This window comes from Porphyromonas miyakawae (genome assembly GCF_045865415.1).
Classification (GTDB): domain Bacteria; phylum Bacteroidota; class Bacteroidia; order Bacteroidales; family Porphyromonadaceae; genus Porphyromonas; species Porphyromonas miyakawae.
On record NZ_BAAFSF010000001.1, the window covers coordinates 869,070 to 880,288 of the forward strand.

Here is an 11,219-nt window from a genome sequence, read left to right on the forward strand (position 1 = left end):
AGTTAAGAGCGGTCTTTGAGCACAACGTCATGTGCTCCACCTTCCACTATACTGGTAGCGGATACAAGGGTTATTTTAGCTTTCTTACGCAGTTCAGCTAAAGTAGCGGTTCCGCAACTTGACATAGTTGATTTGATCTTAGCAAGTGTTTGGTCTAAATTTGTTTTGAGAGCTCCTGCATAGGGTACGTAACTATCAACTCCCTCTTCAAATTTCATATTGCCGATCTCTACGCCACCGGTATCGTAGCGCTGCCAGTTCTTGGCCCGATTAGAACCTTCTCCCCAGTACTCCTTGACAATATTTGCACCTACTTTCATTATGGGGCCGGGTGATTCGTCAAAGCGTGCGAAGTAGCGTCCCATCATAAGGAAGTCGGCACCCATGGCTAAGGCTAAAACCATATGATAGTCGTGTACAATGCCTCCATCACTGCATATTGGTATGTAGATACCCGTTTCCTCAAAGTATTTGTCTCTTTCGCGGGAGACATCAATTACGGCAGAAGCTTGTCCGCGTCCTATTCCTTTCTGCTCTCTCGTGATACAGATGGATCCTCCTCCAATACCAACTTTTACAAAATCGGCACCATGATTTACTAAGTAGCGGAAGCCTTCACCATCTACTATATTACCGGCTCCAACTATTACTTCTGATCCAAACTTTTTGTGGATCCATTCCAGTGTTTCTGCCTGCCATACAGAGAACCCGTCTGATGAGTCTATACACAGGGCATCAGCTCCGGCCTCCAAAAGAGCCGGTACACGCTCTTTATAATCGCGTGAGTTGATACCCGCGCCAACCAATAGTGTCTTGTCAGTGGGGTGTGAAAGCTCTAGTGGATTCTGCTTGTGGCTGTCATAGTCCTTACGGAATACAAAGTAGAGTAGATGGCGATTCTCATCTACAATGGGTAAGGTATTTAATTTATGCTCCCAGATGATATCATTCGCCTCGCTCAGGGTAATCCCTTTCTGTCCTACTGTGAGCTTCTCGTAAGGGGTCATAAAGTCCTTTATTTTCCTGTCTAACGAGTCTGTAGAGAGGCGATAGTCGCGACTTGTAACAATACCGAGTAACTCTCCGTTAGCAGAGCCGTCATGAGTGATCCCTATGGTTGAGTGGCTGGTTTTCTTCGTTAGAGCTACTACATCACGTAGAGTATGCTCCGGGCTGAGATTAGAATCACTTTTGACAAATCCAGCCTTAAACTTTTTGACACGGCGCACCATCTCAGCCTGACTTTCGATGGGCTGGGAACCAAAGATAAATGAAAGCCCTCCATTGCGTGCCAATTCAATTGCCAATGTATCATTCGATACCGACTGCATAATAGCAGAAACAAAAGGGATATTGAGGTTTAAGCGAGAGCTTTCTCCCTGCCCCGGCATGAAACGTGTCATGGGGGTAGATAGCTGTATTTTATCCGGAGTGGAACTTTCTGTTGTTAGCCCGGGAATAAGTAAATATTCCCCAAATGTATGACTAGTATCAGGTAAGAATATGGCCATGAGAAACTTATGAATTAGGAACTTTTTTATCGGAGCCGATTACTCATTCTGACTAATATTTCGTCTTTATGGATACCACGACGTGCCATAGTCAATAGGATAAAGGTTACAATAGGAAGCGCAATAGCAAATTTGAATCCGTAGGAAGCGTTTAATTCCTTTGTGCGCATTATAATTTCCACTATATAGTAGATAAAGTATCCTATCGTAAGCAGCATATTAAGCATCACGAGCCTCATCTGTAGCTTACGACGCTTGTAAAGGAATACAATAGCAAGGGAGAGTAGGGAGATAATTAGTGCTAGAGCAAAGAGTCCCCAGTTGCTTAGATTTGTACCCTCAACGAGTGGCTCTGTACTTATGTTGTACATTACCCATGTGCCCTGAGGTGTTGCAAAGAGCCCTATGGGTAGAAATAGAAAAACTGCCATCGCAGCAAAGGCTAGCAAGAGCCATATAGTTTGAATACGTTGCCACATAGTATCTATTCCTCTTTGTGGGTTGTCTTGTAGAAAAGTTGATCGCCAAGAAACTCTTCCGTAGCGACTATCGTCGGCTTAGGTTGCTTTTCAAAGCTGCGAGATATCTCTATTTGTTCCTCATTTTGGTAAACCTCTTGAAGAGTATCCGGCTCTTTATTGAACTCCTCTAACTTCTCCTTGATAGCTTCTTGCTGCTGAAGATCAAGTTGGTTGGCCCTTTGACCAATTACAACTACAGCTTCGTACAAATTACCGGTCTTCTCTGCCAATTTACGGGTAGATCGGGATATTACTTCATCGGGAATAATGGCATTTTTCTTTTTAGTCATATTCAATTATAAGATATGTCTTTAGGTATTATTGTTGCGTATCTAAGTAGCTGTTTATCTGCTTATGAATACGTTCTGCTTCTTTTAAATATTTTCCATTAGGATATTCATTTACATACACAAAATAGCGGTCTATCACATTGCGATAGCGTGTTTGTAGCTTGCTCTCTACACTATTAATCGCCTCTTTGTAGGAAGCGCGCAGTAGCAAGATATAGAATTCCTCTCGATGCTTATTGTAGGGATAATCTTTCAGTGCATTGTCTGCTGTAATAATGGCTGAACGATAATTGTTGCCCATATACATGCCTAAATTGTAGTAGAGTTGTGCTGCAAGCAGTTCCTTATAGGCAAGTTTGTCTTGTAGGCTAAACAGCATGTCTTCAGTCTCTTTCCTAAATTTACTTTCAGGATACATCTCAACAAAAAGTGCTAACTCCTGAATTGCATTGTAGGTTACACTCTGATCCAAACGTGCTTCCGGAGAAGCCTTATAGAGAGCCTCTCCACAACGAAACCGTGCCTCTTCGGCTTTATCTCCTTTGGGGTAATTTTGGTAATAGCGTTTATAGGCATCGGAGGCTGTCTCATAGCTTTTCTGTAACCGCTCTGATTCAGCGAATAGGAAGAGAGCTCTACTGCCCTCCTCTGTGCCCTCATAAGCCGGTACTACATCCATTAGTAACTCGGATGCTTTGCTGTATTTGCCTTGGTTATAAAACTGTTTCGCATAATCATACTTTAGGGATGCATCCTTAGTACGCTGTATGCGCATTTTTTCTCCACATCCGGTGAGTATCGGCATTATTGCAACTAAAAGCAGAGGTACTATGCGACCGTATAGAAATTTATTTTTGGTCATATATCATCTTTATTCCTTCACTTCCGAATATATACTTCAAGTGTCCAATAAACTATGTATATATCGCCTTGCAAAGATAGCATATTCTCACTATAATGCAGCAGATGGGGCCTTTTTTTGCCCTCAAGATAGTAATTGCTTTTGAGGCCAATGCCTTTTAGCCTCAATCCTTCTTGCAACGTAGCGTTATGCGTCTTCTGTATTCCGGAGAGCTCTTTCAACCGGATGTTGCATAAAGAATACTGGTAAAGATATCCGGTGGTCCGGAATCACAGATGTCTTGCCAGAGGTGGGTTTTGGGTCAATGAGTAGTTGGTGCGATAGAGCCTTCGTTGGCTTCAAAAGTGTAAGGGAAAGAAAATAATATAGTGGCGATTGCTGAATAATGTATTGCTCGGCATTTAATTGTCCCTTTGCTTTCATCAATGGATGCTCACCATACAGAGTTATTACATTATACTTCTCTCTTTCCACATTTATGATGAAGAAAGCTTGTTTAGATCTTCCTGTTTACTTATAAACTATCTACTGTAGGAGAGTCTATCCCATAGTGTTATACCGCTGGGGGTATGGATGAGAAAGACCGGAAATACACTTTCACGAAAGAATACCATCATCCATACACCCCATTTGGGCGGTCTGCTATTTGAACGGTCTCTCCGGTTTTTGTGTCATTGTCTCGAGGATAGCAGTTTTATAAAGGAAGTCATACTTGGCACGAAGCGCTTCAACCTCAGCTACGTGGAGTTTATTTTGGCTCTGTTCCAAATCCACGGCGGTGCGCTGCCCGGCTTCAAAGGCGATGCGCATGGTTTCGTAGCTCTTGCGCGCCGCTTCTACGCTCTTATTTGCCGCATCAATGCCGAGTAGTGCGGTGGTTGCATTGGTATGAGCTTCGGAAACGCTCTGTTGGAGACGTCTGGCTTCGGCGGCGCGTTCAACTTCAGCGTATTGTGTCCGAAGTCGAGCGCGGCGTACATTATCGTAGGTACGTAGACCGTCAAATAGCGGAATGGATAGGGATAACCCTACAAAGTAACGACCGTTTTGCTTCATCTGATCAGCAAAAGATGGGGTTAGTTGTCGCATTTCTTTATCCAAAGGGAGGTAATACCCGTTGGAATATCCGCCTCGGAGCGAGAGCGACGGGTACCATCCGCTTTGAGCGCTCTGCACCATCAATCGCGCTATTTCGGTATTGAGTAGGGTAGCGCGATAGGAGGGGCGGTTGGCAAGTGCCTCGCGGTAGACTTCGTCCATAGGTCGAATTTTCATTCGTCCCTCTTCAATGAGTGCATCCGTAGAGGGCTTTTCGACCTCAATAGGCGTTGGTGCATAGTAAGCTATCGCTTGCGCTAATGCTTGTTGCGCCAAAAGAAGGCTCCCTTTGGCGTTGGCTAGTGCCAATTCGTCGCTTGCAAGACGCGCTTCTACCTCATAAAGCTTGGAGACAGCCCATTTGCCGGCGTCAACCATATGCTTTGTGTACTCAAGCGTACGGCGAGTTTGCTCTATAGAAAGCTTGTTCGTTTGGAGTACCTCTGTCTGAAGTACCAAGTTGTAATATAGCCCAATCACTCTAATGGTAACCTCCTCGGTGCTCTGCTCTAAGGCGGCGATACTACGGGACTTATCCAAACGCGCCGCCTTAAGCTCGGCAATGCGCTTGAGTCCGCTAAAAAGATCAATGGAAGCGGAAGCGCCAAAGCCTGTATTAGCTGAGGATTGGTCAATCATTACGCCGCGTTTGTCCTGACTTCGACCAAAGTTAAAATCTTGCGATACCGAGGCGCCCACAAACGGCAGAAAGCTGTGCCAAGCTGATTGCAGTGCGATATGCGCCTGAAGCGTATCTAACGAGCGGCTGACAGTAGGCGTATCGAAGTAAACGGCGCGTGCAATGCACTCTTCGAGCGATAGGGGTGCTGCCGGTGCTGTGTAGAGCGTATCATACGGAACCGCTGTTGTTTGCGCAGATTGCGCCCGTGCTACCGGTGTAACGGCAAGCAATAACGCAAAAAGAACGATATATTGTTTCAAACTCATAGTACTAATTGCCCATTATTTCCAATCCGCGCACCTTTTCGCCCGGCTTGAGTCCGCTCTTAATTTCCGTACTAACTCCGTCTGACAGCCCGCATACAACGTAGCGCTCCTTAGTTTCCATTTCAGGCTTTTCCTTAGTTACAATTGACACAAAGGTGGAGTCGTTACGATAGAAAATACAGTTCTCCGGAATGGCAGTTACCTTGTAAACGCCTTCGAGGATTACTTCCGCATTGGCACCATATCCGGAGCGCAACTCGGAGGTCTTTTCGTTGTTAAGGGCAGCGCGCACTTCGTAAGTGGTACTACCACTTTCCGTTGTTCCTTTCGGGGCAATATACTCAATGGAAGCATCTATTTCCTTGCCTTGTAAAGCTCCGATTCGGACGCGGGTAGGCATTCCCAGATGGAGCTTCCCTATAATCGTTTCGTCAACTTTACCGATGAATACCATATCGTTCATATCAGCTATGGAGGCAACGGTGGTTCCTTCGTTAAATGTATTGGCTTGAATCACGCTACTACCCACCTTCACCGGCACGGTAAGTACGGTTCCGCTGATGGTAGCACGCACCAATGTGGACGAGGAGGAGGCGGTGCGGCTACTGCGTCCGGTACGAACAATTTCGAGCGCTTCCTTGCCGTTGTCTAATTGCTCCTTGGCTTTGAGGTAACGCGCTGTGGCTGCCTCGTGTTCTTCGCGTGCCACTACACCGCTTTCAAAGAGCTTTTTGCTCCGTTCGTACTGCTCTTTTGCTTCATTGAAAGCGATCTCTGCCATACGGAGGGAGGATTCGGCATTGGCGGTTTGCATCATTTCGGGCAAAACTTCTATACGTGCCAAAACGTCGCCTTGCTTTACTACATCACCAGGTTTACAGAAAACCTCGGCAATAATGCCGTTGAGCTGCGGTTTGATGAGTACTTCATCGCGCGGAGATACGGAGCCACTGAGCAGCGTCTTATTCTCAATGCTGTCCACAACAGTAGCCTTTTCCACGGCATAATGCGTTTTCTTGGGGCGCGTCCGCATAAAAAGGAATACAAAAACGCCTACCACTATGAGGGCAAAAAGGCACCATAGGGTTATTTTGATTGCTTTCTTCATAATATTGCTAATGCTTTTTATTATTTATTCTTCCTGTAAAGCCTCAACGGCACGTATCTTTAGCGCACGAGATGCAGGCAGTAAGCCGGCAAGGATACCGCTTAATCCCACAATAAGGACGCATAGTATAGCTAATTCAAATGGTATGAGTGGGCGGTAAAAGAAGTCTGTATTTCCCGAGTCCGATACGGCAGCATTGACACCGATCATAATCAATAGCGCGAGTACCATACCACCCAATCCGCTTAGGAACGTAATGGTCAACGATTCCAATGCAATTTGCAGGCGTATATCACCCGGTTTGGCACCGATAGCTCGCTTTACTCCTATTTCGCGCTTTCGTTCGTTTATGGTTACGAGCATAATATTGCTCACGCTGATGATACCCCCCATCAAAGTACCGATACCAATAATCCACACGAGCAAGAGGATACCTTTCAGCATATAGTTCACGGCAGTATAGATAACATCAAAGCTTATCATAAAGAGGGCATTCCGATCCTCAGGAGCAACCGAATGGCGCGCTTTCAGCAATTTGCCGATTCTGTCGCGTGTATCCGCAACCGATTCGCCGCGTGACGGTTGTATTTCCATTAAATAGCCGCCTATATAGTCGCCGTATCCGTTAATCTGTCGCATTTTTGAAGCCGGAATGTACATCAATTGGGCTGCATTACCGAATAAGTTCATATTATCCGAAACCTGCCTCACTACACCTACAACCGTGTAATAGGTACCCTTATTTTCGATAATCTTACCCACCGCGCTTTCGCCACCGAATAATTGATTTTTGAGTTCCTCGCCAATAATGCAGGAGGCACGTACATTCACTTCGTCCAAGGTGTTTAAGGGTCGTCCTTCCACAAAGATGAGCTTATGAATGGAAAAGAACTCCGGTGTTACGCCAACCTTATTGTTTGCTGAAACGGATTTACCCTCATACGTAAGCTTATAACTGCCCCAATTGCCCCCTTCCTGTACAATTTCGCAAACGCTAACCGCTTCCGGTACATTGTTATGTAGGTAACGCGTATCGCTTGAGGTTAGATGCCAAACGGAACCCTTTGGGAAGCCGTCGCAAGCAATAGTGCGCTGATTGGGAAAACAGATGAACGAATTCTGCGAAAGCGCGTTTAATTGCCGTACAAAACCATTCTGTATGCCGCTTCCGACGCAGAGTAGGATAATCAGTAGGAACATACCCCAAAAGATGCCCATAGCGGTAGTAATTGTGCGTTTACGATTACTCTTGAGCGTATTGAGTACCTCTTTCCGCGTATCGGTGTCAAAGATTTTTTTCAGCATAATCCTATTCCTCTCTCATTGCCTCTACCGGTGGAATCTTTACAGCACGCTTCGCTGGCACATATCCCGCAATCATTCCGGCAATAACCATAGTCAGAATGGCAAGAATACCCACCTGGCCGCTGATGAGGGGATCCTTGAACAGCGAGAGTACATCGCCGTCTCCCATCATATCCACACTGATTTGACCCAGCCCCTGTGTGTTCATTAGCCAATCCACCAGGAAAAGTAAGCCCACACCCACAAGGAACCCTACGATACCGCTTACCAATGTAATCAGTACCGATTCGGTCAGTATCATCGAAACTATATCCTTCCCTTTCGCACCGAGTGCTTTGCGTATCCCAATTTCACGGATTCGCTCGCGCACCGTTACAAGCATAATGTTGCTCACGCCCACAATTCCTATAGATAAAATACTTAGGCCGATAAACCAAAGAAAGAGATCCAATCCGGTAAAAAGCTTACCCATACTTTCCGAAGAGCTTTGGTTCCAATAGTTCATCCATAAGGCATCGTCGTCATCGGGCGCAGTATGTTTCACCGGAGAAAAGAAGGCGCGTATCCGCTTTTCGATCGTTTGCAGCTCTTTTTTGTTGTATTTCCGATCAAAGACAAGGGCTATTTCGTTCAAATAGACCTCCATATTCGGAAAAACGGTGGTCACCACGCTGTAGGGCATATAGATAATATTATCCCCCTCGTCTTGGTAAACACCCACCACGGTAGCAGTAATCTTTTCGCACAGAATCTGTTTACCGAGAGCAGACTCTCCCTTCTCAAAGAGACCGTCCGCTATCGATGAAGGAATAACGATATACTTTTGCCGCATTACTTCGTCACTTTTCCGGAGCGTACGCCCTTCGCGCATCCTTAAAGGCTTCACATAGATTGAATAGTCCGGATCTGCGCCGATAACTTTTTTCCACTGTCCGGCGGAATTGAATACTTTTCCCTCGCAACTTACCTGATCGACATAGAATGAGCATACCGGGAATGCGTGCTCAATTTCTCTAAAATGTTTCTCCAGTGCGGGTGCATCGTCACGAGAGAAGTAAATGGAGCGGCCCTCTTCATATCCGTCGTACGGCTTTTCGGTGCGCCACGCACGCAAATTACAGGCGGCATCGCTTAGCCTTCCCTTTTCGGCATTGGATACAATACCGTTGCGAAGACCGGTTCCTATGCCTAAAAGGAAAATCAGCATCAGTACACCCCAGCCGACGGCAAAGCCGGTGAGTGCGGTGCGGAGCTTGTTGCGCTTGAGCTGCGCGCCTATTTCATTCAGCGAATCCCACATTTATGCGTTGTAATTGATAATGCCGTCCTTGATATGTACCGTGCGATGGCACGCATCTGCCACACGTTGTTCGTGTGTAATTACCACTACCGTGATGCCGCGTGCATTCACGTCGCGGAGCAGATCCATCACTTCATCGGTAGTTTTACTGTCCAATGCGCCCGTAGGTTCGTCCGCCAGGAGCAAACGCGGGTTGGTAACCAGAGCGCGCGCTATGGCAACGCGTTGTTTCTGTCCACCGGAAAGCTCTGACGGCAGATGATGCCCCCAATCCTCCAGCTCCATCGTGCGGAGCATCGCTTGGGCGCGTTCATTGCGCTTCGTGCGGTTTACACCCTGATAGAATAGGGGTAGTGCTACGTTCTCCACGGCATTCTTGTAGGTAATAAGGTTGAAGCTCTGGAAAACGAAGCCGATCTTTCGGCTACGGAGGTCGGCAGCTTGATTTTCGCTGATGTCTTTCATATCGCATCCGTCCAAAAGATAGGTGCCTTCGTCATAGGTATCCAGTAATCCGAGTACGTTGAGCAGTGTGCTCTTCCCCGAACCGGAAGCACCCATGATGGCAACCATTTCGCCTTCATATACATCCAAACAGATGCCCTTCAATACGTGTAGCGGTTGTGCACCGGGGTAAGTTTTGTGTAAGTCTTTGATTTCAATTACCTTCTTTGAAGATGTGCTTTTCAAAGGCTCATTAGATGTCGTTTCATTATTCTGCATGATGCTTTATTCCTTACTTCGGGAAACAAATGTAATTTCTTTTTTTTTTTTTTTTTCTGGCAAAATGTCAGTTTATAATTCTATTTACACGATAATAGTAAATACATGTTTTCCCAAAGGCTTCTTAGCTCTGAAATATCCATTCCCTCTTTTGTAGCTCCTTTGTATGCCATGCCCATATAAATAGCATGCATGGTCTCTGCTAACTGATTGCTATCTGTGTCCAGTCGTATCTCTTTGCACGCTTTTGATTGCTCTATGACCCGAAGCCAAGATAACTTTTTTTTGCTCGTAATAGAGCAGCGCGCTCTCTTTACCCTCTTGGTAGTTGCTTGTGATGTATAGAATAAAGCGCAAATAAGCTGCTGCGGTGACAGTGCCTTTCGTCTTTTCAAAAAAGAAGTTCATGCGCTCTTCCATTTTCACAAGACTCTTATCAATGTACTCTTTGAGAGGTTTATTACTTGTTTGACACTCGTCTTCATCGTTGTTACCCAGTAAAAAAGTAAATGTGAATTTATTAGCGACCTCTTTGAAGAGTTCCTTCTTACTACTAAAATGATGAAAAATTGCCCCACGAGTAACTCCGGCTGCCTGCTCAATGTCACTGATACTCACAGCATCGTATCCTCTTGCGAGAAAAAGGCTGAAACTCTCAGTGAGTATAGCTTCCTTTTTGGGGGTGTCCTTAGTCTTCATAAAACAAACCGCTCGGTATCTTTATCGCAAAGATAGAGGATTTTTTTTGACAGGCAACCATAACTTGATCTCATTTCTATTAAGAACAGAATGTTTTTTATTCCGCTAAGCTATTATTTTATCAGAACCTGTTTAAGAAAAGGTTCTGATGTTTCATTCAAAATATCAGAACGTTTCGGTTGAAAGTTAGTGATCTTTTTCCCAATATCTTCAAAGAAAAGATCGGTTAGAAAGTTAAAGGTTCAATAAGTTACTTGAAAGTAGAGAGAAATAAGGACTCGAGAAATACTTAATAGCTTAGCGAGCAAGCTGAGGCAGCAAGGGTTGTAGGATGCTGTAGAGTACAATGCCGCAAGAGACACTTACATTGAGTGAGTGCTTCGTGCCATATTGAGGTATTTCTATGCAGCGATCGGCTATATCAACGATTTCATTACGTACACCGAACACTTCATTGCCCACTACAAGCACCACGCTTTCGTTGATCATAAGAGGGCTATGCTCAGGAGGTGTGCTGCCGGTCGTTTGCTCAAGTACCCATATTTGATGTCCGCTCTCTTTTAAGGCTTCTACGGCAGATAGGCTATCCTTTTCATAGGTCCATGGAACGGAATCTTCGGCTCCTAAAGCGGTTTTATGAATAAGCGTGGCAGGAGGTGTAGCTGTAATTCCACAGAGTATTATTCGCTCAATGCGAAAAGCATCTGCCGTACGAAAGATAGCTCCTACATTGTGCATACTCCGTACATCATCTAAGAGTAGCGTAAGCGGAAGAGTGCTACTCTCTTGATACTCTTTGAGAGAGAGACGATGCATCTCCTCTATACTAAGCTTTCGCATATTACACAAGATAT

The 11,219-nt window shown here is 45.4% G+C and carries 11 protein-coding genes; all 11 read right to left on the minus strand.

Going from position 1 to position 11,219, the window contains the following annotated elements; all coding sequences use genetic code 11:
* Nucleotides 1–2: 2 nt before the first annotated feature.
* The 11 genes from ACLWMH_RS03540 to ACLWMH_RS03590 all read right to left on the minus strand — a co-directional run bounded on the left by ACLWMH_RS03540 (nt 3) and on the right by ACLWMH_RS03590 (nt 11,205).
* Entirely contained in the window at nt 3–1,511 is a 1,509-nt protein-coding gene (locus ACLWMH_RS03540) for an IMP dehydrogenase (RefSeq protein WP_411915368.1), read from the minus strand.
* Nucleotides 1,512–1,537: 26 nt separating this feature from the next.
* Entirely contained in the window at nt 1,538–1,990 is a 453-nt protein-coding gene (locus ACLWMH_RS03545; protein ID WP_411915369.1) for a DUF4293 domain-containing protein, read from the minus strand.
* 5 nt (nt 1,991–1,995) lie between these two features.
* Nucleotides 1,996–2,322 (minus strand): DNA-directed RNA polymerase subunit omega, encoded by a 327-nt coding sequence (locus tag ACLWMH_RS03550; protein ID WP_411915370.1) that lies wholly within the window; start codon nt 2,320–2,322, stop codon nt 1,996–1,998.
* A gap of 28 nt (nt 2,323–2,350) precedes the next feature.
* Complete coding sequence (locus ACLWMH_RS03555; RefSeq protein ID WP_411915371.1) at nt 2,351–3,184, minus strand: outer membrane protein assembly factor BamD; 834 nt, start codon at nt 3,182–3,184, stop codon at nt 2,351–2,353.
* 642 nt (nt 3,185–3,826) lie between these two features.
* Nucleotides 3,827–5,230: a TolC family protein gene (locus ACLWMH_RS03560; RefSeq protein WP_411915372.1), complete on the minus strand. Its 1,404-nt coding sequence runs from the start codon at nt 5,228–5,230 to the stop codon at nt 3,827–3,829.
* A gap of 4 nt (nt 5,231–5,234) precedes the next feature.
* Nucleotides 5,235–6,338 (minus strand): efflux RND transporter periplasmic adaptor subunit, encoded by a 1,104-nt coding sequence (locus ACLWMH_RS03565; RefSeq protein ID WP_411915373.1) that lies wholly within the window; start codon nt 6,336–6,338, stop codon nt 5,235–5,237.
* A 24-nt stretch (nt 6,339–6,362) separates the two neighbouring features.
* Nucleotides 6,363–7,643 carry an ABC transporter permease gene (locus ACLWMH_RS03570; RefSeq protein WP_411915374.1) on the minus strand — a complete coding sequence of 427 codons (1,281 nt, stop codon included), beginning with the start codon at nt 7,641–7,643 and terminating at the stop codon, nt 6,363–6,365.
* Nucleotides 7,644–7,647: 4 nt separating this feature from the next.
* Nucleotides 7,648–8,943, minus strand: coding sequence for an ABC transporter permease (locus ACLWMH_RS03575; RefSeq protein WP_411915375.1), 1,296 nt, complete (start codon nt 8,941–8,943; stop codon nt 7,648–7,650).
* Nucleotides 8,944–9,666 carry an ABC transporter ATP-binding protein gene (locus ACLWMH_RS03580; RefSeq protein ID WP_411915376.1) on the minus strand — a complete coding sequence of 241 codons (723 nt, stop codon included), beginning with the start codon at nt 9,664–9,666 and terminating at the stop codon, nt 8,944–8,946. It abuts the gene before it with no gap.
* A gap of 213 nt (nt 9,667–9,879) precedes the next feature.
* The gene (locus tag ACLWMH_RS03585) at nt 9,880–10,365 is read right to left on the minus strand and encodes a TetR/AcrR family transcriptional regulator (protein ID WP_411915377.1); all 486 of its coding nucleotides are present in this window, start codon (nt 10,363–10,365) and stop codon (nt 9,880–9,882) included.
* A 297-nt stretch (nt 10,366–10,662) separates the two neighbouring features.
* The gene (locus ACLWMH_RS03590) at nt 10,663–11,205 is read right to left on the minus strand and encodes a TrmH family RNA methyltransferase (protein WP_411915378.1); all 543 of its coding nucleotides are present in this window, start codon (nt 11,203–11,205) and stop codon (nt 10,663–10,665) included.
* Between the last annotated feature and the right edge of the window lie 14 nt (nt 11,206–11,219).

Bases quoted from the DNA above. Each gene is read 5' to 3' on its own strand.
- ACLWMH_RS03540 (WP_411915368.1), bottom strand. From the start codon at position 1,511: ATGGCCATATTCTTACCTGATACTAGTCATACATTTGGGGAATATTTA.
- ACLWMH_RS03545 (WP_411915369.1), bottom strand. From the start codon at position 1,990: ATGTGGCAACGTATTCAAACTATATGGCTCTTGCTAGCCTTTGCTGCG.
- ACLWMH_RS03550 (WP_411915370.1), bottom strand. From the start codon at position 2,322: ATGACTAAAAAGAAAAATGCCATTATTCCCGATGAAGTAATATCCCGA.
- ACLWMH_RS03555 (WP_411915371.1), bottom strand. From the start codon at position 3,184: ATGACCAAAAATAAATTTCTATACGGTCGCATAGTACCTCTGCTTTTA.
- ACLWMH_RS03560 (WP_411915372.1), bottom strand. From the start codon at position 5,230: ATGAGTTTGAAACAATATATCGTTCTTTTTGCGTTATTGCTTGCCGTT.
- ACLWMH_RS03565 (WP_411915373.1), bottom strand. From the start codon at position 6,338: ATGAAGAAAGCAATCAAAATAACCCTATGGTGCCTTTTTGCCCTCATA.
- ACLWMH_RS03570 (WP_411915374.1), bottom strand. From the start codon at position 7,643: ATGCTGAAAAAAATCTTTGACACCGATACGCGGAAAGAGGTACTCAAT.
- ACLWMH_RS03575 (WP_411915375.1), bottom strand. From the start codon at position 8,943: ATGTGGGATTCGCTGAATGAAATAGGCGCGCAGCTCAAGCGCAACAAG.
- ACLWMH_RS03580 (WP_411915376.1), bottom strand. From the start codon at position 9,666: ATGCAGAATAATGAAACGACATCTAATGAGCCTTTGAAAAGCACATCT.
- ACLWMH_RS03585 (WP_411915377.1), bottom strand. From the start codon at position 10,365: ATGAAGACTAAGGACACCCCCAAAAAGGAAGCTATACTCACTGAGAGT.
- ACLWMH_RS03590 (WP_411915378.1), bottom strand. From the start codon at position 11,205: ATGCGAAAGCTTAGTATAGAGGAGATGCATCGTCTCTCTCTCAAAGAG.